The organism is Ruegeria sp. AB9 (assembly GCF_056542585.1).
In genome coordinates this window covers 24,909-46,594 of sequence record NZ_JBQGAA010000012.1, presented here as the reverse complement: position 1 = coordinate 46,594, position 21,686 = coordinate 24,909, and the positions used below count along the sequence as shown (strand labels likewise).

The following is a 21,686-nucleotide window of genomic DNA, read 5'->3' as shown; positions in this document are numbered from 1 at the left end:
TGAAAACACTGGCGGGCTGGCCCCGCAACAGACGAGGAGTCACCAGATGCAACATGCAGCAGCAGATTTGAGGCCCGATCCACTCAATCCTGACGGGCAGTATCAGGGCTCTCCCCTGCTTGATACATCCACCATTCACGAAGGCCACGACCGCTGGGAAGATGAAATGTATCTCTCGATGCGGCGCAGGGCGCGGATTGCATATGTCGTCGGCGGGATCGGCGCTCTGATTGGCGTCATGGGCGTTGCGGCCGTCATGGGTCTGGCTCCGCTGAAACAGGTCGTGCCCATCACAATGACGGTCGACAAGCATACCGGACTGGTCAACGTGGAATCCCGTCTGGGTGATCTGACACTGGACGATGACGAGTATGTCACGCAGGCGCTGTTGTTCCAGTATGCCCGCGACCGGGAAACCTATGACGCGCACGATCAGCGGGAACGGCTGACCGATGTATATGGGCGAACTTGTGGCGGGGCCGCAGAGGATCTGGCCGCGCTCTATGACGAAGACAATCCCAACAGCCCCATGAACATCTACGGCAGCTATGGCCGCGTCGATGTCCGCATTCGGTCTGTCACGCTGAACAACGGAAACTCGGCCACACTGCGCATCACGAAAAGCGCGCGCCGGCAACAGGGTGCCCCGGTCACAACGCGGAACTTTGTGGTGACGATGGGCTACGAGTTCGACCGCACCGGAAACATGACACTGGAAGAGCGTTGGAACAACCCAACCGGCTTTTGTGTCGCCAATTACCGACTGGATGAGGAGGCGCGATAATGCTGCGTTTAATTTGCACTGTGGCTGTGATGCTGGCGCTTGGCGCGGCCTCTGTCACAGCTGAACAAAAAGGACGGGGAACCCGCATGGACGCGCGCGTGCGCACCCTCGTCTATCACCCTGACGAGGTGTACAAGATCGATGTTTCACGGGGCTATGCTCTCAGCATTCACCTCCAGGATGGTGAACAGATGGTCGATGAGGTCCGGGGCGATCCCAAGACCTGGGACTTTATTCCCCTGACCGCTGGCAACGGCTTTGTCCTGAAGGCCAAACATGCCACCTCGCAGGCGAGCAACCTCATTCTGCAAACCAACCTGCGCAGCTATGTATTCCTCCTTCAGGCGCATGAAGCCGGTCCACCTGATAATATCGGGTTCCTCTATCGGTTCAGCTACCCGGATCAGAAAAAGGGCTTCAAACCGCGACAGGCCGGAAACATCCAAGCCGCATTCAACACAACCGGGCGGCCCGCCAATCTGCAATACAGTGCGGGCGGCGACAGGTTGCTACGTCCGGAAGTCGCTTTTGACGACGGGCGCAAGACCTATCTGCGCCTGAAGCAGCAAAGCGTGCGACCCGCTGTCTTTGCCATGGACGCAAAAGGGCGCGAACGCCTGGTCAACTCAACGGATCTGGCGGACGGCACCATTGTTGTGACCGGAGTTTATCCGCGCCTTGTCCTTCGCGACGGACCTTATGTGGTCTGCGTGTTCAACATCCCTCTCTATGAAATCGACCAGAACCGCGACCCGAACAAGCCGCGCAGGGTTTCGTCATCAACGTCACAGCGCAATGCAGGTCAAGGTGGGGAGAACCGCTGATGTCTGACCAAAACAAGCTACTAAATGATCGCATCGAAGGATTAGAGGAACCGGAGCGCGGCATCAACTGGCCCATGATCGGAGGCGTTGTCGGTCTTATCGCGTTTCTCGGGTTGTTCCTTTGGATCAATCTGGGCGGTGATGAGGCTGGTCGCCGTGCCGGTATCATTCCTAAGGTCAATCAAACACCAGATCCCCGCCAACAGGGCGGTGAACTCTTTGGCACTGTTCCGACGCAACCACTGGCGCCGGTCGAACCACAACAAGATCCCCGTGTTGCCTTGCTTGAGGCTGAGCTGGCCGAACTGCGCGAGTTAATCAAAGCGGCGCAGGAAGAAGAATCTGTGACTGAGCCTGCCCCGCAAGCGCTCGCCTTGGATCTGGACGCAGCGGCCCTCGAAGCGCTCGAAAAACGCACCGCGCGACAAGAACAGGCCCTTGAAGCGTTCCTGAAGAAGCTGGAAGAAGATCGGCTTGCGGATGAGCGCCGGCAACGGGAACTGCTCGCGCGGATTCAGGCCAACCGGCCGATCACGGAACCGGGCCAAGCGTCTGAACAGGCACAGCAAGGCGATGCGGTACAGGATGCAGTTGCGGCTGAAGAAGATCGGTTGACCCAGCCTTTGACCAATAGCCTTGGGCGCAGCGCCGCTGGGGCCGGTGATGGCGGCAATGCGAACAAAAAAACGGGCAATGACTTCCTCGATGCCGCTGCGTCTCGTACGGTCCAGACAGCGCGGGCGACCCAGTTGCAGGACGTGCATCGTCTGATCACCCAAGGCACCGTGATTCCGGGCGTTCTGGATACCGCAATATCGTCCGATCTTCCCGGTGAATTGAAAGCCACCATTAGCCGGGATGTGTGGTCAGCGGATGCAACCACCATCCTGATCCCCAAAGGCTCAACGCTGATTGGGGAATACTCGTCTGATATCTCCCTTGGTCAGCGCCGGGTTCTGGTGGCCTGGAACCGGGTGATCACGACTGACAAACGCTCTGTCATGATCGGATCGCGTGGCGTCGATGGTCTGGGCCGCGCCGGTCTGACGGGCAATGTGCAGCACCACTTCGGCCTCAAGTTTGAAGCGGCATTCTTTATCTCGATCTTCTCGGGGATTTCCAGCTTTGGAAATCGCACTCTGAGCGACAACGATTTGTCGACCGGCACAGATGGGTTTGCGAACTCCGGCCAGGATGCCTTTGAGGAATACCTGTCGATCCCGCCGACAATCTGGGTGAATCAGGGCGAGAACATCAACGTGTTCGTTTCGCGAGACCTCTATATGTGACGCCTTGAGCATCATTCCAGGCGGGGCGCAACATGGTTGTGCCCCGCAGCGTATTTGAGCTTTCCACCCTTTAACACTCTTGTCCTGAAGGAGAATGCCATGAGCACCATACAGGCAAAGACCCACCTGCCTTACACGATCGCAGCTGGCGTCATCAGCATCCCGCTCTGGGCCGCACTCCTGGTCGCTTGGAAGGTGAATGGCGATATTGAAACATGGCGGCCTTGGCTCTTGCTCAGCCAGCGCAACAGCCTTCACCAGAAGGATTGGGACCTGGTACTTTGGGGCGGTATCACGCTGGGCCTCATGACTGGTGCCGGCCTTGCCTATCTCTTCGGTGGCATGGTGTTTGGCGTGACCGCGACTGATGCGCATGGGGATGCTCGCTGGGCCACGGCGAAAGAGATCCGCGCGGCGCGTCTGATCAGCGATTGGGGGCTTGTTCTGGGCAAGCTGGGGAAGCCAGAGAAAAAGGCCCCTCACCTGCGTGCCCATACCGATGACCAAGGCACGGTGCTGGTCTCGGGTCCGCCTCGATCCGGTAAGGGTGTTGGTATCGTTGTCCCCACCCTGCTCGACTATCCCGGCTCTCTCATCGTCTATGATGTCAAAGGCGAGCTTTTCGAAACCACGTCGCGGCGGCGATTGGAAAAAGGCGACAAGGTGCGCGTGCTGTCGCCCTTCGACGTTCAGTTTCCGAACAATCCCGACGGCTCCCTTGTCGGCCGGTCGCACAGTTTCAACCCGCTGGTTGAGATTGCGGCGATGGATGATCTGGAAGACCGGCTCGTGCGGATTTCGGAAATCTGCGCCGCGCTGTTGGCCCCCAAGAGCGCAACCGGCGCTGAGGCGTCATTGATGGAAGATGCGCGGGAAATCTTTGAGGCCGCAGCGGCCCTCGTCTGCAATGAGCCAGAACCGTCGCTCGGCCGGGTTCTTCAGGTGCTGACGCCGGAAGTGGGCGGCGATGATGAGATACCGGATTACAAGGGCATGTTCGCCGCCCTTGCGCCACGCGCGCCTGATCCGGTCTCAAAAGGGGTAATGCTGCGCATGGCGGGCCAGGACAACAAGCAGCTGGGCATCTATCTGTCGGTCCTGATGGGTGGGGGTCTGAACGCATGGCGCAACCCTGCGATCGTTCGCGCGACAAAGGCCAATGACTTCGACTTTGAATCGATGCGTTGGGAACCTCAAACCTGCTACATCTCGATCCCAGAGGCGCATAAACAGGTGTCGCGGCCTTTGGTGCGTCTGTTCATCCAGTGCGCGATCAACGCGCTGCGTCGACGGCTCATGGCCTCCGGTGAGGATTTCCTGCCCGTCCTGTTTCTGATCGATGAGTTTCATTCGCTGGGGAAAATGCAGGGTGTACTCGATGCCGTAACCACCCTGCCCGGCTATGGCGGTCGTCTCTGCCTGATTGTGCAATCGCCGGCATCGCTCAGAGAACACTATGGGCAGGCGGGCGAAGAGATTCTGACCGAAAGCTCGCATCTGCATGTCTGGCTGACGCCCAATTCCGAGGAAACCAAGCAAAAGCTCTCCAAGGCGCTTGGCAACAAGACGGTGACGCAGAAATCCGTATCGGGGCGCAACTGGTCGAAAGAACCCGGCCGCTCTGAGAGCTGGTCGGAGAAAAGCCGGGCGTTACTGACCCCTGAAGAAATCGGCCGGTTGGGCAAGGAAGAAGTGATTATCACCGGCAAGGGCATGTTCCCGATCCGGACAAACAGGGTGTCCTATTATAAAGACCATCGGTTTAAAGCCCTGAGTGAAAGTCAAGTGGGCAAGCCCTGGCCGGATGTGCCCACGGTCAAGGATGGCGTTGTGACGCGGTTTGATGAATTCCTGAAAAGTGCCGGGTCGGCAAAATCGGCTGAGGCCGAAGAACCTGGGCCTGTCGCCAAACCGCCTTTGTCGCAGCGTGCGGCTGTCACCGGACCAAACTCATACGATCCACCCGAATTTGACGGATATCTTGATCAAGGTTTGGCTGGATACGGGTACTTCGAAGATCCGCGCGAGACGGCCGGTGAAGAAGAAACGGCCGAAGACCGCCAGCTAAAGCAAGCAATGGAAACGGTGACAGCCCCAAGCTTTGCCGACAACCTTGGCAATCTCCTGAACTTGGCACCAATTAGCCCGGGCGGCGAGGCCGAACTTGCCGACCTGGCACATCGGCTCTCACCGGACGAGTTGATCAAAAGACTAATGCCACTGTTCAGCGGTGAAAACGTGAAGATCAGTGGCTATTCGCTGCGTGGGACATAGACTGGTTAGAAGGCAAAAAAAATAGACTTTCGCTGCGCCTGCAATTTGTTGGACAAGGCAAAGGATAGTCGGCCACAGAGCTGCCGCTCGCTGCAGTAGCGGCACAAGTAATTTCTAATGTCGTTTTTGCGCAGAAAACAGAACTTGCAGTTTTCAGGTACAGTGCATCTGAGTATGATGTCGGCGACGTCTTGGGAAGCACCGCCGCGATCGATCCACAGCAACGAGAGATCTGCACGCCGCCAAGCTTTGAGACCGCAACCCGCGCGGTGCTGTCGATCGAACGGCCAACTATTCGTCCTATGTTAGCTTCCTGTTAGAGTGCAACGTCACCCAATCTGGCACACCCCTTAAGATGTATGTCCAATGCGTGTTTCAGCAAAAAGGTGAAAATTTTCGCTCTTTGTTCTTGACGCCCCAAGTACGTCAACTATCTAGATGTGGTCGCTAGCAGTCCAGGGTTGCCAAAATATGGCAGGAAGAAACCATCGCGGCGCAAAATCGAGCGAGCCCGTTTCATCCAAACTTGCCAAGTTGAATCCATCTACGACTGTCAAAGCAATTTGAGGCTAGAACAATGAGTTTAGATGGAACAGCGTTGATTGGTTATTTGATTGCAGGGTATGAGGAATCTAGCAAGTGGCGCATTGCGTCTTTTGTTCTCGGGTTTGTCGTTACACTCCCAGCCATGGCTTCGATCGTAACAAACGACGCCTCGACACTCTACTATCTTGCATGCCTTAACGCTGCTCTTTTGGTTTTGTGGTGGGTTGCAAACAATCGCTATTGCCAAAAGCAAAGCGCAGCACACAATGCTAGGCGCGCCGCTTTGATCGTTAACGGCCTCGGAGAAGACTTATCAGCGGGGGAAAAACGCCGCTTAATCGATAAGTTTTCGGTCGATGCAGATAAAGCTAAAAACTCGCAGAAAGCGGACTATTACGCTACGCAAGCTGAACCGGGACCTTTGAGGTTGCTTGATTGCTTGGAAGAGTCGGCATTCTACAGTTCAAAATTGCATAAATTGAGCGCAAACGCGTGGGTTTGGCTTGTGGCCTTCTATGCCGTCTTGTTTTTGGCAATCGCGCTGTTTTTTGTGCCTTCGGCGAACAACGATATCCTTATGACGATGGTTCGTGTTTTCTTCGCTGCAACGGTATTCGTCCTATCAGCTGATGTCTTAGGTTCTTTGATCTCTCACAGGCGATGCGCAAACGAAACCAGTGAAATCCTGAGTCGCATTGAGATTGCTAAAAAAGCTGGCAAAGATTCAGTAAACACTGCGGACGCTTTACTCATACTGGAAGACTACACCAGTGCCATACAAAGCGCGCCAGAAGTCGTGCCTTTCGTTTATGGGGCACAAGTATCCAAACTTAATGCGCAATGGGCTGCGTATCTAAAAGGCTAAAATGAAGAGAGTTTGAACCAATTGAAAAATCTACGACTATTTAAAGAATTCCTTGAAGATACAGTAAATTTAAACCTCACGCGGTTAGATAGTCTCGATAGCACATCTGAAGCTCTGAACTCGTTTGTGGAGTCTTCCGATTGGGAACCCGAGAACCTAGAGTGGTATCCACAAGGTTCTTGGGCGCATCATACGATCATCAAGCCTCTTCCCAAAAAAGAATTTGACGCTGATGTTCTCGCAATTGTAGATCCTGTTGAGGGATGGACTGCTGGCGACTACGTCGACGAACTTTATTCGGTCTTTCGATCGAGCAGCTTGTACCGAGAAAAAACCCGCAGATACGACTATTGCGTAACACTTGAGTACGCTGGTGATAAGCGCATCGACATTGCACCTTGCGTTCGCAACCGATGGGGGTTCGATACCTTAGAAGTTTGCAACCGAAAAATCGACGAATTCGAGGAAACGCAACCCAAGCAGTTTACGACGTGGCTCAAGGACAAAAACTCACTTTCCGGGAACAACAGCTTCAGGAAAGTAACGCGACTAGTAAAATACCTCCGCGATATTAAAACCACTTTCACTTGTTCATCGGTGTGCTTGACCACTCTGCTCGCGGGCCAGATTCAACAAGGCGACAAAGGAAGCGCAGATTTTGCCGACACTCCGAGCGCGCTCAGAACAATGTTCGAGAGATTGGACACATGGCTTCAAGTTCGCCCACTGAAACCGCAAGTTAGTAGCCCATTTAGCAGCGAAGATTTCTCCGTATGTTGGAGCGAAGATCAATACTCAAACTTTCGCAACAAGGTTCAAAAATACCGTGAGTGGATTGACGATGCGTTCAACGAGCCGGACAGAAACACAAGTATTGCAAAGTGGCGGCGCGTATTCGGCGACGACTTCGGCAAAAGTGAAGGCGAAGTTCAGGCTAAGTCAGTTACCGCGAATGCGGTTGATCATGTTCGAAGAAACCTGAACGCGCCCATCTCAACCGTCTATGGGTTTGTCGGCGATCTTGTTGATCTCGTGAAAGAGTTCGGAAAAAGGGCCATACCATCGTCCCATATAAACTTGCCCTATCTAGAACAGCCTACTTGGAGGGCTGTGGGTAATCATCTGCTCTCTGTGAAAGTATCAGCGAAGCTGCACTCTTCGCGAGGAGGGCCGTTTATTCGAAACGTTGAAAGTGGGAATATTGTGCCCAAAGATCGCTGGCTTCAATTTGTGCCAGCAACTATTTCAGGCTTACCATTAGACAGAAACACCTATGAAGTTCGGTGGCGCGTGACCAACACAGGTGATGAAGCGTCGAGCAATGGCGTACTTCGCGGGACTTTCGAGTATTCGCATGGCGGAGGTGTACGATGGGAAGGCCTCGAGTATCGTGGGGTGCACTTCGTTGAAGCTTTCGTAATTCGTAAGCGCGACAACATTCAGGTCAGTCGCAGCGAGCCATTCTATGTAGTGATTGAGTAATCGCTAGGGGCAAACACGGGTGAACCGCGGACCTATTGAATACAAATCAGTTGATTGGACATCCGCTCTAATAGAATTTGCCCAAGACTATCGCGGCGGCAGCGAACCTCCGTTTTGTCGCTCTAGGTGCCGAACCTCCATGTCTGCTTTTGGCTGCCAGTTGCCTATAGCATTGGCTGATTCCTAACTCGGCAACAACGACGGCTAAGGGCTGGGATCCCGCCATTCTCCGCGAGATTCATGAACGTCCGCTTGAGCCTGCGCACGATCTGCGCGGCCGTAAAAACCAACTTCGGCCACCTAGCCATTGAACGTTCCAAAACCTATACCGCTTTCTCCCTGAGCACCCTGACGGCAACTGGTCGCCTCTGATCGCCGGACTTCCGGAACTGCACAATCACATCGATCATCGAGCGGCAGTATTCGAGGATCTCAGAATAGGTCAGCCCGGTATCTGCCTGCATGACCATCAACGCCAAACGAGAAAACGCAGATTCCGGTGATGCTGCGTGTAGCGTGGAAATGCCGCCCGGATGTCCAGAGTTGATCGCGGACAGGAAATCATAAGCCTCCGCCCCGCGTAGCTCCCCCATGATGATCCGCTCCGGTCGGAATCGCAGACAGGCTTTCAAAAGATCGCTGCTCGATGCGTTCTTGTTGACAACCAAAGACACCACATTGGGCTGGCTGGGTCGGATCTCAAGCACGTCCTCGATGGTTATGATCCGCTCTGAATGGTCGACTTCGCCAAGACAGGCGCGCAACCAAGTCGTTTTGCCCGATGACGTGCCACCCGACAAAAGGATGTTCCATTTGGCCCTGACGGCCGCGCGCAGGAAATCACCAAATCCTTTGTTCTCATAGGCATCGAAAACAGCCTCATCAGCGGGATCAACGCCAGATTTCAGATCGGCCATGTTGGCGTCCAGATTCGGCAGGCCTTGCATCAGATCGTCGAGCGACAGTTGCTTTGCCACGGCCCGGCGCAGGGCAAAGGCAACGCCAGCCTCAACGGCAGGTTTGACCGCCACCTGCGCCCGCCACAATGACCCGTCGATTTCAAACTGCGACCCGGCCAGCGGCGTTTTTTCAGAAATCGGATTTCCGCCGGCCAGGTCATGTGCAAGCGCCTCTGCATCATCCTCACCCATCGGCTCGTCCAGCTGGTGCATGGCAGGTTCACCACTGCGCTCGATCCAGATTCTACCGTCCGGATTCAGGACGATTTCAGACAGGAGAGGATCGGAGAGCAATTGGCCTCCGAACACCCGATTCAACGTGCTTTCCAGATGGCGGCTCATCGGCTCACGCTCCGGTCGCCCTTGGCGCGTTCTTCCCGCTCCCGACGCCGCTGCTCTTGCACCGCCGGATCACGGTCAATCTGTCGATCGACGTTCTTCACATCCCAGGCCGTGCGGGTGACATTGACGCGCTCCGGCTCGTCGGTCTCCGGGTTCCGGCGTGAGCGGGTGACTTCTTCTTTGCCCGCTTTGACGAAGGTGGCCGTGTCACCAACTGAAATATTGTTCCGCGCCATCTGGTCTTGCAGGGCGGTTCCCCAGATCCGTTCCGGCTCGTCTTTGCCCTCGACCTTCATATCCACATAGAACGATTGGCTGTTTGGATCATCAGGACGCACCAGAGCCTCTTTGGCATCCACGATGACACCCGTGACGCCGGTTTCAACGGAGACCTCCTGCCGTACCGCGCGATCCTGCTGGGCCTTTTCGCCTGCTGTTGCAGTCGTCACATCGGACAACATGGGCTGTTCCTGTAACCGATCGTTGCCGCGCGGTGCGCGCTCGATGTCGGTTGCTTTCCAGGCGCGGCGGTTTGCCTCGATGGTCTTCGCTTCGCCGGTCTCTTTGTCGATCTTGCTGACCGTCACCCTCTTGTACCCGTCATGGGCAAGCGTTGCCGTGTCACCGATGTTGAGATTTTCGCGCTGCATCAGGTCGGGCAGATCGACGCCCCAGACGCGGAAAGGTTTGTCGCGGCCGTCCACCTTCAGATCGACATAAGGCGACATGCTGTCTTTCTCGTCTTCTTTAAAGAGCGCGTCACCGGTCCCGATGATTTGGCCCCTCACTCCCGCGTCCAAATCGGGACGCCGCGGCGATGATCCGGTGGCATGGGTCTCTGTGGTCTGGCCTTGCCGTTTCGAGCCCGGGCGGGCGCCACCATCGTCACGATCCGGCGCGCGGCCTGTCACACGCTCTTGCACCCGGTCCTCTATCTCAAGCAAACGTCCACCGATCGCGGCCCGATCAAAACCCTGCCCTTTCATCGTCTGGATTTCATCCTGAACGCCGGTCTTGATCTTCTCGTTCAGGAAGTCGTCTCCCCTGCCCTCTGCAAAGGCGCGGTTGATGTCGCGGATCTCGCCACGAGCATCGCGGTAGATTTCTGCGGCATCTTTATACGCGGCCCTCATGTCGATCCGCGCCTGGTTCTCACTGAGCGAATGGGCGTTCGCCAAGGTCTTAACATCGCGTTCAAACCAATTCTCGCGGGTCTGACGGTCCACGTCAGCGCCATTGCGGATGCGCGACAACACCAGATCACCGTTGATGCCCATGGCTTCGAAGCGCTCGGCCACCTGCCTGTCGGCATCCTTCAGCACCGCATTGGCGGCAGCGCTGCGCGGATCATTTGCATCGGCCCGTCGGTCCGCACGCTCCTGTCCGATGGGTTGGGTGCGCGTCGGATCTGCTGCATCCTGTTCAGCCGCCCGACGCTGGCGTGTCGGATCGGTATCATCGCGCCCGACCTCGATCTCATCGTCCCGGTCGAGACGCTTGCCAAAGAATGCCCGGGTCTCGTTGTCCATCAACGGTTCATAATCCCGCAGGACACGGGAAATCGCCGCCTCCGTCTGGCTGCGTTTTTCCTCGTCCTCCATGGCATCAGCTTTTTCCGTCATGCCCTCAATGAAGACCCGGATATCGCTGCCAATGGCTTTGATTTCACGGTCGATGCCACCGGCCTGTGCCGGATCCATATGATTGGCGACCTGTTCGTTCATGTCGACTTCCTCAGTATTGAGAACCCCGCCCCGCAACAGGATTTTGGCTGCGCCGAGAACAGCCGTTCCAAGATTGCCCAGGGTCTCGGCCCGCCCCGGATATGAGGTAGTGAAGATGCCCTGGCTAAGCCCGGCCTGATGCGACCGGAGGGTTTCACGCAAGGCGACATAGTCCGCGTTCCGCTGATCCCTCAGGACCTGCAGCTTGTCAGGAGCGGCCGCCTGTTGGCGACCGGCACTAAGGAATGGAAATCCACTGCGCCGGTCGGGTTTCGTCCGTTCCAGCAGTTGCCGACCCTCGCGCCGCGCATGAACCCGGGCGCTGCTCTCCCGGCCGGGGCGTAGGTTGCGGCTGAACCGGCTGGTGGCGTTCAGGACAATACCAACCTCGCGCGCGGTGTCCGCCTGCAGCTCACGCAGATCCTGCGTTGTGATCCCATATCGGCTCAGATGAAGTGTCTTGCCCGCAGCCCCTGCCCGGCTTATCACCAGATGTGTGTGCGGATGGCCAGTGTCATCATGATGCGCCATCACGTGTTTGTACCGGTCACCATACGCGCCATTGGTCAGGCACTCGCCAAAACGGCGCGCTGCCTGTTTGGCGGCTTCGCGGTCTGTGTGCTTTGGGTAGGACAGGATCACGTGATAAGTATAGTTGGTCGTGCGCGCATCCATTTGGACCCAGTCTTTTGCCCAGTCCGCCTGCACGTCGCGCAACGCCTCAATCCCTTGGGAGAGCTCACCGGTGTCGCCGCGCTCCATCTCAACGGTGCCTTTGCGCGTGATGTAGGAGAGCTGCCCTCCCAGACGCCCTGACGTTGTGACACCGCCGCCCCGGACGATTTTGACCACGGCCTGCTCGGTCAATAGCGCGTTGGCAATCATGCCAGCCGGACCGCTGACAGAACCTTGTCGCCGTGCTGGGCGGTGCCACGCGCGCAACGGGTTTTGACCGGGACGGGGTTTCAGGTCGGGAATGAGTTGAAACTCCCCAAACAGCGCCTCCCAGGCCGGGTCATATGCGGCGATCAGGCTGGTCATCCTCTAACCTTTGCCTTGGGCGACACCCGCCGCGCGCGCTGATCTTCAGCCCGTCGCTCGATTTCCAATGCGCGCGTGAACGACCGTTCGTGGGCCGCATCCGAGTATTCCTCAATCAGCTGGCGCAGCGCGCGCACTTCTTGTTTAACCTCAGCAAGCTGATCTTCCATACGCGTGTCGAGTCGAAGCTCCCCGGTATTTGCGGCCTGGGTCATCTGGGTGAGATCGTTGGCGATGCCGACCAAGAGGACCAGATGCGCTTTGAACTGCTGCGTGCGAAACTCTTCCTGAGTGGGAATACCGAAAGCGACACGCAGGCAAACACGCACCAAGCCGGTCACGCTGCGCAGCTGCATCGCCTTCCTGCGCTGTTCGAGGAACGCCCATTCGTCTTCGTCAAAGCGCATCGACTTAACAACAGATTTGGAAGTGCCTGATGGCATCGGGGCAGCTCTCCTCGATCAGAAATCGGGCGAGGCCCCCGCAGGCCGCGCATGTACAAGATCAATTTTAAGTTGAGATTTCGGCCGACTGCAAGTCAAATAGATTGTCGGTACTACAATCTATATTATCCCGCTAAGAAAGCGTAGGTGTAGTCGGGCTGGTGCTAGGGAAACGTCGGTTCACAACCTGCTGAAACTTCCGCTCAACGGGCAGTTCACAAGCCGCAATCAACGGGCAACAGCGCTCAGCCCACGGTGGTTGCAGGTTGCAGGTTGCAGGTTGCAGGTTGCAGGTTGCAGGTTGCAGGTTGCAGGTTGCAGGTCAGAAGCCTCATACTGATCTGCAACATGCAAGTGTTGCGAATTGCTCAAATCAGCAATAGCATTCAACCAGCGCGGGTGCGGGATCGCGCGATAGTTTGACATCGCGAGCCCGATTGTGGCGCGTCGCTGCGCGGCGTGACCTACGGGCGCAAACCCGGAGACCAAATTGAAAATCTTTGCCGCTGTGAACTCCAAGGGCGGGGCCGGAAAATCCTCCATGCTCATCGCCTTCGCCTCCGCATTACACCATCAGGGAAAACGGGTGCGTATCCTCGATCTGGACCCGCAGGCCACATTGGCCGGGTGGTTGGATACAGAGATCGGGTTGCCGCCCGTGCCTGCCGAAGAACTGCTGATCGAGGCGGGCCACTTCGCCGAAGATGATGCAGAAAATGCCCGACAGGCCTATGCCAGAATTCTGGCGGCGGAAGACGCCGGGGGATATGACTACCTGTTAATCGACACGAAAGGCGAGCCGAGCATGACGGCAGCGGCAGTCATGGCCGTGGCGGATCTGGTGCTCTGCCCCTCCGATGGATCGTCTGCCGAGTTCGAACCTATTCAGGCGACCTACAAGTCCTGCGAACTGGCGCTGCAACAGGTTGGCAGTCAAATGAAACCAGAGGAAAAGTTTCGCGTCGTGTTCACACGGCAGTCGGTGGCGCAATCTGCTGGCATTCAACGTGGCAAGCAGGCGCTTGCAAAGCGGTTTACCTGCGTGGGCGGCATTGCGGAGTCAGCTGTCATGGATGACGCGCATCGCACCGGCACCACGATCGGCCGTCTGATGGATTACGCCAACGATGCCGCAGAGAACGCCGAAGCCCCAGCGACCCGAGCGAACGGACGCAGGATGGTGGGGCGCTGTCGGAAGGCGTTGGACAATGCCGCCTTCGTGTTGAGCGCGATTGAAAAGAGCGAGGTCGCCCATGTCCCGGCGTGACGGCATTGAAAACCTGCTGGGTAGACCAGCCTCAAACGCTGCCCCAACCGTGACCGAGATGAAGAAGCAGGCAGTTGATGAACCAGCGGTACCGCCTCCAACCGATGCAACGTCGGAGCCCAGCGTAGAGACGTCTGCAACAAAGTCGCAACCTGACAAGAGAAGGAGCACTAACCCGGCAGCGGGCAAAGAGCGCGCGCAGATCAGGTTTCAGGTCTCCCCACCGGTCGGCAGTGACGTCGAGCAAGCACTGATGGATGCCTTGCGCGAAATCCCGGAACCTTTGCGGGCGGGTGTGAACATTGGGCGCTTGTTCAGAACAGTGCTGATCGAGAATGATGAAGCGATTGCGCTCATGATCCGAAATCACGTAAGTGAAAGTTAGATGGTTCTGCCAGTCAACCGGCGTGTGTTTCACTCAAAGCGGTCTGTATTCGCTCCCTGCTGAGCGCCGAAGGCACGCAACTGCCCGAAAGGAGTCCTCCAACCCTTCCTACCCAGCGTTTCTACTCAATAAGAAACGCCCCGCCCGCAGCTCCGTCCGAACACACATGTGTTCGGACGGACGCGAGGGGGAGGGCGAAATACCCTGCAAACAGGTCCGACTGACAGGGTCAAGGGAGGCCAGATTTGGCCTGTCCAAATCTCTGCCGAAAAACCGGCGGGCAACGCCCGAAGATTTTTTGGATGGCCCCCTTGAGGCTGGTTGGCGGACTTGTTCTCGGAACGGGGAAAGGGCCGCCTCTCGGCGGCCCATCCTCGTCAGAGGATTTACTCCTGAGGCTCTTTGGAACTCGGCGGGAACATCACCAGCTCCGAGACTGCGACCGGGAAGTCGAGCTTGAGGCTGAAGAACTCCGAGCCGTCCCCGTTGCGGGTGTTGCGGAACATGGCGCCGACGCGTTGGAAGCGGGTGCGTTCCTGGCCATCGTTATCGGTGAACTTGACGGGGACGGTGGCGATGTAGTGGTTGGTCATTTGGGTTTCTCCTTTTTGCGATGGGGATCTCACGGCACGGGGGCAGAAGGACCGGTCGCAAGTGCAAATGCGGAGGGTCTGCGCGCAACGCGCGTGGAAACCGTATTTGTGCTTGCCGGAGCGCAGCGGAGGGAACGACCGGGCCGCCCCCGTGCGATCCACATGCATAAGCAAAAAGGTGTGACCCAAATTCGCGCCGCCACTTTGCAGTCGCCTTCGACCCCGTGGATCGAGATAGGAGATGGCTTGGGCCGTTCTGCTTCAACGCAGCAGTAAGAATGATACGCCGCGCCCAACAGATGGTAGGCCCGATATTAGCCGTGAGCACAGACCCATCGTCGGTGTCGGGTGGCTATCGCTGTTACCGGCACCAGGGTTCCGGGCGTGGAGGACAACTGGTTCGGCCGCATCGATACGGCACGGCTAAGCCTTCCGCAATGAGCCTGCGCCCAACATCCTGACCGTTGACAAACAACGCACCGCAGAGCCGCCCGAAGTTGCACTGATCCGTGCCCTCCGTGCCGGGCCGGCAGGCACAGGCCACACGCTTAAATTCAATGGACGCCGCATTTCGCACCAATTGACCAAGACGTGCCGTGGCGCGTTCCCCGAGTTGACGCTCAGCCGTGCAGGATGGTTTCCATGTCTCGGGCGTATTAAACCCGACGAGACGGACATTCGCTGTCATGCCGCGCACATCGATCGTATCACCATCAACGATCCGTATGTCGCTGGCGCGAAGGGATCGGGTTCGCGACGCTGACCGCACGGCAGCAGGAGCGACCGAAGACAAAAAGCCGGACGACATCCAGCCCGTTCCCAAGTCTGATCGGATTTGGGTCCACTGCCCCTGACCATGGAGTTTCTCGACACGCTTGCCTTCGGTCAAGACGCCCATCACAGGATCTGAAGTAGACGGCCCGGTGCGCTGGTTGACGCGTGTTCCCGTCACATAAACATAAGCCGCGTTTGTTGTCTGCGATAAGGGTATCGCTGAGGATTGTGGGGTGTGGATCGTGAATTTGAGGGTCCAAACAAGGATCCAACCACTGCGAAGAACGCAATAGCGATAAGCATGGGCACCATGATCTGGCGCTGCGCCTTGCGCACGGCACGCCGAGGTGCGGTGATCGCGCGGGTCTTGGAAACCGGACGCGGTCTCGTCTGGTAAGATCGAGAGCGGCGCTTTAGTGCTGGTTTAGAAACGCGTGCATCAGTTGTCGGGCTTGTCTGCGTCAGGTTCTGCCGCTCCAGTTTCAAGACCTTGTGCAGGCTGACATATTGAGCCTTGCTCAGGCGGGTCTCCGTCCCATGTTTCTGAAAACGTTCCGCCATGTTTGTAAGAAACGACATTTCCCAATCGTTCGCCTGACCCGACCGCAAACGTGCATCAATGCGTGCCTGAATCTCTTTGGTGCGTTCCGGGGAAAAGGGCATCAATGAAAAACCTGTGCGGGTGTCAGGCTGCGCAACACATGGCTTTTGCAGCGCGGCCACAGTAAACTGAAATAGTTTCGAGTTACCATCCGGTCTTTCCCGAAACCAGAGTGGCTGGCTTCAATCACCAAGACCGCTGGAGGTCATCCTGGCGCAACTGACATACGTTCGCACCCTCTGAAAACGAAAAAAGGGCCGCCCGAAGGCGACCCTCATTCATTCACGCGCTCGTATCTTTCTTCGCCGGGCCAGCGACACGCATGACCGTCAGACCCTGGGCTTCAGCCTTCTGACCGAGATTCAAAGCGACCCCGTTGCCACCGAAGAGGACAACACCGGTTGCAGCGAACTTGTCGTCCAGCATCTCATCGTTGCATTTGAAGGGGGCCGCCCGCCCATGCGCGGACCAGCGCGGATCGAAGCGGGCCTGGGCGACGCCACGCGCGCGGGCCCAACGGGCCGCGATCATTTCGGCCCCGTGCTTGCCGCCCTTGTGACAGATGAAGATATCCTGATTACGGGTCTGCTTGATACGATCCCGAACCTTGTCGAGCGTGTTGAAGATGACATCGATGTCGGTCCAGTCGGTCGCGCCGGAGACGATCAGAGGAACTCCTTCGACCTTCGATCTGGCGGCGGTCTCCCGGTCATGCTGCTCGAGCAGCTGCCTGGCCTCAAAGACGGCTCCCGTCTCCTGCGCCCGGACGCTGGCGCGCGATCCTGCCGCCGGGATGAAGGCGTGACCGGTTTCGACCTCGTAGCACTCGGCCGCCGCCTCGCTCATCGTCTCAATGCTACCGACGATCTCCCGCAGCTGCAGGAAGCGGGCCTGCGCCTCTTCGAGCGCGGTTTCCGCGATCTCCGATCCGTCGTGACATTTTGCCAGCGCGCCGATCTTGTCGGCGGTGCGGTCGAGTTCCTTTCCCAGAACAACCTTGCGGCGCTGCAGGATCGTTGCCAGCCCGTGCGCCAGCGGTTCGATTTCCGCCTCGAGACCCGTCCCGCGCATCTGACCGAGCAGGGTCTCGAAGGTCTCGCGGACGATGCTGTCCTTCAGGATGTGATCGTCGGGTGTGGGCAGCTGTGCGTCCTTTTCGGTCAGGCCAAAGAGTTCGATGGTTTCGTATGTATTCGCTTGATCGTAAGCCATTTTGCTATCTCCAGATGTTCGGGGACCACCACGTGAGTGTGGTGGCATGGCCGAATGCCTGGTTTCCGAATCTGTCCGGGTCAGGGGCGGCGCAGCCGCCGGCGTGCCGGGCGCAAAAGTTTTCCGGGCCCGGGCTCCGACCACACGCCGCCATCGCGCACGGGACCACGCTTTCCACCCGCGCCGCCCTCGCCGAAAAGTTTTGCGATCCTTGACGCGGGCTGATTTGGGGGCCATCCGGAGGATATGCTTCCGCACTCATGTGTGTGATGTGACGGCAGGTTTGCCCGACACGAGCAGGCAAACGGCGCGACCGGACGCGGGAGACGGATGCAGCGTCGGGATCGTTTTGCGCCCCGCAAAACAGACCAGAGCGCAATCCGGCGGAGCGGCCGGGAAGCGACGTGCTCGCGAGGCGGGCAAACCGGGGGCCTGGTCGCAACGCCGCGGTGAGGCCGAATGGCCGAATGCGCGACAGGCCAGCGGCCTGTTCTCACCTGCGACACGCGCAGCCGAGCAGGAGAGGCCGGAAGGCTAGACTCTGGTCGACAGTATGGCGTTTGCACTCGCAGACGAAGACTGGTTCGCGCATGCTGAGTGTATTTAGCAGAATTCGCGGGAGCTGATCATTAACCACGGTTGCTGGAGATTAACCTTCCGACCGAACACCAACACGCAAAGCAGCTTCAAGCTCATTGTGAATGTCAAAGGCGGTTTCTGCTTCAACTTCCAAAGAGATCGCGAGGGCAAACCGGATGTCGTCATCTGGACTTAACCCACCACCCGAGCTATCGCGACACTGTACCCTTATGGGAAGCCGCATATCAGTATGAAAGTTCGGGACCACTGGATTTCTGTGAATCAGTCTTCGTGACCAAACAGTTCCGCGTTTGATAAGGTTGGCATCAAGCTGTTCGTTTTTCATAGCGAGCGCCCATCCTTCGTCCTCGATGAGTTCTCCGAAAAGATCATATCCATGCGGGATCGCATCCAATGCGGCCAAACGGTAGCGCGCGCGTGTCACCCGGACCGGTGTAAACCAGGCAACAGTCACGGTCATCGAGCGACCAATGCGTTCGCCGCTTAAGGACGGCGGAAGTGGAACATCAAAAATCGCGGCACGATCTTTACGCAATGTTCCGAGCCCTACCAGGGTTGCGCCATTCCTTGGAGCCTCTCGCATCTTCACGCTGTCGAGGAGGCCATGTCCATAATAGCGGCAAACTTCCTCCCGCGCTTGTGCATGGCGTCTGGGGTTTGGTGCATACTCGGTCGCAAATTTTTCGATGGCGGCAGGTGGCCAGATTGCGGCATGCACACTGAGGGCCTTGACCAAGAGCGCCTTATCGCGGGGCGCAACCATCTGATTGCCAAATGGACCGTCATCGTCGGTCAGCGCAGCCGCTGAAAAGAGCGCAGCCCGAGATGCAAGGGCATTCGCACAACTTGTGCCTCGCGTGCGATAAGTGTTTGCCGCGCCTTGTTGAACGGTTGCCGCATAAAGACCCGATCTTTGAGATCGGTCCACGACCCGTAAGCGGACCCCGCCTTGGCCGTTTGCAGACGCGCGAAGTTCATGTTCACCAGCAGGAGCAATAATGTCTGGCTTAATTGAACGGAACGCACCAAGCCCCACAGCAGAGGAAAGTGCCGGGTAAGGGTTATCGGCGTCGTTTAGAACAATAGAGCCGGCAGGTGGAGGCATCCTAGGAGGACTTAAATCTTGGGAAGCGCCTCCGACGGTAAGAACATTCATCGCCTCTGCGGGGGCGAGCAATGTGCGAAATGGCCGTGAAGATTTCTGGGCCGCCTCGACCATGGTTCGTTGTTCGGCTTGGCCTGCGTCTTCGAAGGCTGTGTAGCTTGTACCTGCAACTGTAAGGTCGTCGCCAACATTGCCCGCCGCGACCATAAAGAGAATGCCATGGCGTTCGGACCACCAATCCAGCAATCGGGCAAGTGATCCAATCCGGCCCGCAAAATGCCCCCGAAAGATACCGACTGAGAAATTCACCAGGTGTGCATCTGGCGCAAGCGCATCTTCTCCAAGAAATGCACGCGCGAGCGCCACATGAACCAGATCGACAAAGAGCCGGTCGTTGGGTGACGACGCACCTTGGGCATCGTCAATCAGGATAGGAATTGAAAGTAGGCGGGCATCTGGAACTGGTTCACCGTCCGCTTCAAGATCTCCCCTCAGAATGAGAGACGCCATGGACGTTGCGTGACGCCGGTGCTCCACTTGCGACAGCCGCACCAGATCATGAACATCTTCGATGACAACCCCGTTGTTTAGAGCGGGGTGGGCTGCGATTGGGGTTCCGTCAAGCAAAACGGCGCGGATCGGCGCATCTTCCTGAATGGGTGGAAGAGCGCCATCAAGTGGTTCAAGTGCGTCGCTGCTGTCAGGTAACGATTGGGCGACCATTTGAGGCAGAATGAACTGCAAGCCATCGAGACTGGCAATACCATCAGGGGCCATCGGGTTGGCGAGCATTTCGCGAACGGAGTCAGGGGGTAGCTCAGCAAGCACCGCCTGATAAACAAAATCAATCTCATCGATGCCAGATGTCGCAAGAATGCGACCGCCCAACGCTACGATCTTGGCACGTGTGTCCTGAAGCCACCGGCGCCGCAACGCGGCATTTGCCGTCGGCCAGATTTCAAGTTCGAGCCGGATCGGTTCGTCGCCCGCCTGATTTAGCCGATACACCAGTTCGGTACGGACTTCAGGCGTCAATCTGTCTTGAGGCCCCCACACGCGGATATCCGAAAGCATAGCGAAGAGGTTCCACCAAGGTGCCAAACCATGCTCCGCCGGCTCCTGGGCCTGATAAGATCTCCACAACGTTAAGAGCCGTTGAAGGTCGGCCGTTGAGGGCATAGTGGCATAGAGCGTCGGAGAAGCTGCCCCTGCATATTCGTCCACCATCTCCTCGGGGATATCATAGTCATCGCCAAGGGGATCTTCGATCAGGAGTTCAAATCCGGCATTTGTTGCGGCGTTCTGAAAACGCGAGATAGGTACGACTGTTTCAAAGACGAGCGCGCGCTCAGGCGCAATCCCTGAGGGATCTTGCCGAAGCAGAATTTCGGCATTTTCACCGCGAAATGCTTCATCCAGCCGGGTGAACTCATCGCCAAATCGCGCCGATTGCCCTTGGCGCCCCAATCCTTGAGGGCGTCGCCGTCTATCGGCGGTCCCTGGCAGTCGGACATCTGGGCGGGGGTCAGGAAGACGTAGAATCGGCCGATCTGTCATCACCAATTATCCTTCCGTGTTGCGCCGTCCATGCGTTGACGCGATCTTTAACAAGTGTGCGGAAGGTGACATTGCCCTGTGCGAGAGCGAGGCGACGATGAATATCCATAAAAAAATCTTCTGCTTCTGAAAAATTGATGGGTGCAACAGCATTTCGCAGCCGCTTTGCAGTATACCCGAAATTGTCGGAGAATTCCTTCATACGCGCAGCAAAGTACTCGGTCATGTGTTCATCACTTGGCCGAGAGAGATCAAGCTTGATTTCAAATCTGCGCCATGTTGCGCGATCAAGCAATTCCGGATGATTGGTCGCCCCTACCAGGACGCAATAGGACGGAAGGTCATCGAGTTGCATCAATAGTGTTGTAACCACGCGTTTGATTTCGCCGGTTTCATGGGTGTCACCTCTTTCCTTCCCGATCGCATCGAATTCATCAAAAAAAAGCACGCATGGTTCAGTTCTGACAAATTCAAACATGCGCCTGAGGCGTGTTGCGGTGTCTCCGAGGTAGCTTGTGATGATCGCGTCGTATCTGACCACGAACAATGGCAAAGCCAATTCATAGGCCAGGCCTTCTGCCAAGGATGTTTTTCCGTTACCCGGAGGACCGGTCAGCAGCATTCGGTGTCGAGGCTCCAGACCGTGCGCACGCAAGACGTCAGCGCGGAGTTGCTCTTCAACCAATTCCAGACTGGCGTTTCGGGTTGCTTTCTCAAGAAACAAACTATCGAGGGGACGATTTGGTTCGCGCCGTTGGATTGCACCGCTGCCATCACGCAGCCGAGCCCCTTTGGACGTCATCCGATCACTTACCGTCGACTTAGGCGCGGTTGTCAAAGCACGCGCTATTCTGTCGGCAACCCCTGTATGCTTCTTCGCCCGCTCGTCGGCGGCGATAGCTTCGGCAGTCATGCGCACAGACGCTTGATCGCCAGTTACACCGGCCTTGACCAAATCGACAACAAGATCACTGCGGGCCACGTCTACTCACTTTTGATGATCTGCTCCTGATTGATTG

At 57.1% G+C, this 21,686-nt stretch carries 19 protein-coding genes; 9 read left to right on the top strand and 10 right to left on the bottom strand.

The annotated features are described in order from the left end of the window. Window positions 1–46: 46 nt before the first annotated feature. The 6 genes from ACR0K5_RS19255 (at window position 47) to ACR0K5_RS19230 (ending at window position 8,064) form a co-directional block, all read left to right on the top strand. A complete protein-coding gene (locus tag ACR0K5_RS19255; RefSeq protein WP_480534036.1) occupies window positions 47–784 on the top strand; it encodes a VirB8 family type IV secretion system protein in 738 nt (245 codons plus the stop codon). Next, complete coding sequence (locus ACR0K5_RS19250; RefSeq protein ID WP_480534038.1) at window positions 784–1,608, top strand: TrbG/VirB9 family P-type conjugative transfer protein; 825 nt, start codon at window positions 784–786, stop codon at window positions 1,606–1,608. The genes ACR0K5_RS19255 and ACR0K5_RS19250 overlap by 1 nt, the downstream gene beginning before the upstream one ends. Continuing rightward, window positions 1,608–2,897, top strand: a complete 1,290-nt coding sequence (locus ACR0K5_RS19245; protein ID WP_480534040.1) for a TrbI/VirB10 family protein — start codon at window positions 1,608–1,610, stop codon at window positions 2,895–2,897. The genes ACR0K5_RS19250 and ACR0K5_RS19245 overlap by 1 nt, the downstream gene beginning before the upstream one ends. 99 nt (window positions 2,898–2,996) lie before the next feature. After that, window positions 2,997–5,171 carry a type IV secretory system conjugative DNA transfer family protein gene (locus tag ACR0K5_RS19240; RefSeq protein WP_480534042.1) on the top strand — a complete coding sequence of 725 codons (2,175 nt, stop codon included), beginning with the start codon at window positions 2,997–2,999 and terminating at the stop codon, window positions 5,169–5,171. A 577-nt stretch (window positions 5,172–5,748) separates the two neighbouring features. Next, on the top strand, window positions 5,749–6,582 hold the full coding sequence (locus ACR0K5_RS19235; protein ID WP_480534044.1) for a hypothetical protein: 834 nt from the start codon (window positions 5,749–5,751) through the stop codon (window positions 6,580–6,582). A 12-nt stretch (window positions 6,583–6,594) separates the two neighbouring features. Next, window positions 6,595–8,064 carry an SMODS domain-containing nucleotidyltransferase gene (locus ACR0K5_RS19230; protein ID WP_480534046.1) on the top strand — a complete coding sequence of 490 codons (1,470 nt, stop codon included), beginning with the start codon at window positions 6,595–6,597 and terminating at the stop codon, window positions 8,062–8,064. 323 nt (window positions 8,065–8,387) lie between these two features. On the opposite strand, the gene ACR0K5_RS19225 is transcribed toward ACR0K5_RS19230, so the two are convergent. From ACR0K5_RS19225 to ACR0K5_RS19210, 4 genes are all read right to left on the bottom strand, one after another. After that, window positions 8,388–9,365, bottom strand: a complete 978-nt coding sequence (locus tag ACR0K5_RS19225) for an ATPase, T2SS/T4P/T4SS family (RefSeq protein ID WP_480534048.1) — start codon at window positions 9,363–9,365, stop codon at window positions 8,388–8,390. Beyond that, the gene (locus ACR0K5_RS19220) at window positions 9,362–12,130 is read right to left on the bottom strand and encodes a relaxase/mobilization nuclease domain-containing protein (protein WP_480534050.1); all 2,769 of its coding nucleotides are present in this window, start codon (window positions 12,128–12,130) and stop codon (window positions 9,362–9,364) included. Before ACR0K5_RS19220 ends, ACR0K5_RS19225 begins: the two co-directional genes overlap by 4 nt. Continuing rightward, window positions 12,127–12,573 carry a MobC domain-containing protein gene (locus ACR0K5_RS19215; protein WP_480534052.1) on the bottom strand — a complete coding sequence of 149 codons (447 nt, stop codon included), beginning with the start codon at window positions 12,571–12,573 and terminating at the stop codon, window positions 12,127–12,129. The genes ACR0K5_RS19220 and ACR0K5_RS19215 overlap by 4 nt, the downstream gene beginning before the upstream one ends. Before the next feature lie 228 nt (window positions 12,574–12,801). Continuing rightward, window positions 12,802–13,122, bottom strand: coding sequence for a hypothetical protein (locus tag ACR0K5_RS19210; RefSeq protein ID WP_480631231.1), 321 nt, complete (start codon window positions 13,120–13,122; stop codon window positions 12,802–12,804). On the opposite strand from ACR0K5_RS19210, the gene ACR0K5_RS19205 reads away from it, so the two are divergent. Both ACR0K5_RS19205 and ACR0K5_RS19200 read left to right on the top strand, forming a co-directional pair. After that, window positions 13,115–13,840: a division plane positioning ATPase MipZ gene (locus ACR0K5_RS19205; protein ID WP_480631230.1), complete on the top strand. Its 726-nt coding sequence runs from the start codon at window positions 13,115–13,117 to the stop codon at window positions 13,838–13,840. The genes ACR0K5_RS19210 and ACR0K5_RS19205 overlap by 8 nt on opposite strands. Continuing rightward, window positions 13,827–14,225, top strand: coding sequence for a hypothetical protein (locus tag ACR0K5_RS19200; protein ID WP_480534056.1), 399 nt, complete (start codon window positions 13,827–13,829; stop codon window positions 14,223–14,225). The genes ACR0K5_RS19205 and ACR0K5_RS19200 overlap by 14 nt, the downstream gene beginning before the upstream one ends. Before the next feature lie 386 nt (window positions 14,226–14,611). On the opposite strand, the gene ACR0K5_RS19195 is transcribed toward ACR0K5_RS19200, so the two are convergent. From ACR0K5_RS19195 to ACR0K5_RS19180, 4 genes are all read right to left on the bottom strand, one after another. Next, on the bottom strand, window positions 14,612–14,818 hold the full coding sequence (locus ACR0K5_RS19195) for a hypothetical protein (RefSeq protein ID WP_480534058.1): 207 nt from the start codon (window positions 14,816–14,818) through the stop codon (window positions 14,612–14,614). 361 nt (window positions 14,819–15,179) lie between these two features. Beyond that, window positions 15,180–15,770 (bottom strand): SH3 domain-containing protein, encoded by a 591-nt coding sequence (locus ACR0K5_RS19190; protein ID WP_480534060.1) that lies wholly within the window; start codon window positions 15,768–15,770, stop codon window positions 15,180–15,182. Next, a complete protein-coding gene (locus ACR0K5_RS19185) occupies window positions 15,767–16,255 on the bottom strand; it encodes a hypothetical protein (protein ID WP_480631229.1) in 489 nt (162 codons plus the stop codon). Before ACR0K5_RS19185 ends, ACR0K5_RS19190 begins: the two co-directional genes overlap by 4 nt. A gap of 220 nt (window positions 16,256–16,475) precedes the next feature. Further along, window positions 16,476–17,405 (bottom strand): DUF2493 domain-containing protein, encoded by a 930-nt coding sequence (locus tag ACR0K5_RS19180; RefSeq protein ID WP_480534064.1) that lies wholly within the window; start codon window positions 17,403–17,405, stop codon window positions 16,476–16,478. 262 nt (window positions 17,406–17,667) lie between these two features. Here ACR0K5_RS19180 and ACR0K5_RS19175 point away from each other — a divergent pair, with 262 nt between their 5' ends. Continuing rightward, window positions 17,668–17,943: a hypothetical protein gene (locus ACR0K5_RS19175; protein ID WP_480631228.1), complete on the top strand. Its 276-nt coding sequence runs from the start codon at window positions 17,668–17,670 to the stop codon at window positions 17,941–17,943. Window positions 17,944–18,054: 111 nt separating this feature from the next. Here the strand turns inward: ACR0K5_RS19175 and ACR0K5_RS19170 are convergent, their stop codons facing one another. Together ACR0K5_RS19170 and ACR0K5_RS19165 are read right to left on the bottom strand one after the other, a co-directional pair. Beyond that, a complete protein-coding gene (locus ACR0K5_RS19170; RefSeq protein ID WP_480534066.1) occupies window positions 18,055–20,667 on the bottom strand; it encodes a S8 family serine peptidase in 2,613 nt (870 codons plus the stop codon). Next, window positions 20,636–21,649, bottom strand: coding sequence for an AAA family ATPase (locus ACR0K5_RS19165; protein WP_480534068.1), 1,014 nt, complete (start codon window positions 21,647–21,649; stop codon window positions 20,636–20,638). The genes ACR0K5_RS19170 and ACR0K5_RS19165 overlap by 32 nt, the downstream gene beginning before the upstream one ends. Window positions 21,650–21,686: the final 37 nt, after the last annotated feature.

What these genes read in the sequence shown, in the direction of transcription:
- ACR0K5_RS19200 (WP_480534056.1), top strand. Translation starts at nt 13,827, where the DNA reads ATGTCCCGGCGTGACGGCATTGAAAACCTGCTGGGTAGACCAGCCTCA.
- ACR0K5_RS19255 (WP_480534036.1), top strand. Translation starts at nt 47, where the DNA reads ATGCAACATGCAGCAGCAGATTTGAGGCCCGATCCACTCAATCCTGAC.
- ACR0K5_RS19180 (WP_480534064.1), bottom strand. Translation starts at nt 17,405, where the DNA reads ATGGCTTACGATCAAGCGAATACATACGAAACCATCGAACTCTTTGGC.
- ACR0K5_RS19250 (WP_480534038.1), top strand. Translation starts at nt 784, where the DNA reads ATGCTGCGTTTAATTTGCACTGTGGCTGTGATGCTGGCGCTTGGCGCG.
- ACR0K5_RS19185 (WP_480631229.1), bottom strand. Translation starts at nt 16,255, where the DNA reads ATGCCCTTTTCCCCGGAACGCACCAAAGAGATTCAGGCACGCATTGAT.
- ACR0K5_RS19225 (WP_480534048.1), bottom strand. Translation starts at nt 9,365, where the DNA reads ATGAGCCGCCATCTGGAAAGCACGTTGAATCGGGTGTTCGGAGGCCAA.
- ACR0K5_RS19215 (WP_480534052.1), bottom strand. Translation starts at nt 12,573, where the DNA reads ATGCCATCAGGCACTTCCAAATCTGTTGTTAAGTCGATGCGCTTTGAC.
- ACR0K5_RS19220 (WP_480534050.1), bottom strand. Translation starts at nt 12,130, where the DNA reads ATGACCAGCCTGATCGCCGCATATGACCCGGCCTGGGAGGCGCTGTTT.
- ACR0K5_RS19240 (WP_480534042.1), top strand. Translation starts at nt 2,997, where the DNA reads ATGAGCACCATACAGGCAAAGACCCACCTGCCTTACACGATCGCAGCT.
- ACR0K5_RS19210 (WP_480631231.1), bottom strand. Translation starts at nt 13,122, where the DNA reads ATGAGCATGGAGGATTTTCCGGCCCCGCCCTTGGAGTTCACAGCGGCA.
- ACR0K5_RS19235 (WP_480534044.1), top strand. Translation starts at nt 5,749, where the DNA reads ATGAGTTTAGATGGAACAGCGTTGATTGGTTATTTGATTGCAGGGTAT.
- ACR0K5_RS19195 (WP_480534058.1), bottom strand. Translation starts at nt 14,818, where the DNA reads ATGACCAACCACTACATCGCCACCGTCCCCGTCAAGTTCACCGATAAC.
- ACR0K5_RS19170 (WP_480534066.1), bottom strand. Translation starts at nt 20,667, where the DNA reads ATGACAGATCGGCCGATTCTACGTCTTCCTGACCCCCGCCCAGATGTC.
- ACR0K5_RS19245 (WP_480534040.1), top strand. Translation starts at nt 1,608, where the DNA reads ATGTCTGACCAAAACAAGCTACTAAATGATCGCATCGAAGGATTAGAG.
- ACR0K5_RS19205 (WP_480631230.1), top strand. Translation starts at nt 13,115, where the DNA reads ATGCTCATCGCCTTCGCCTCCGCATTACACCATCAGGGAAAACGGGTG.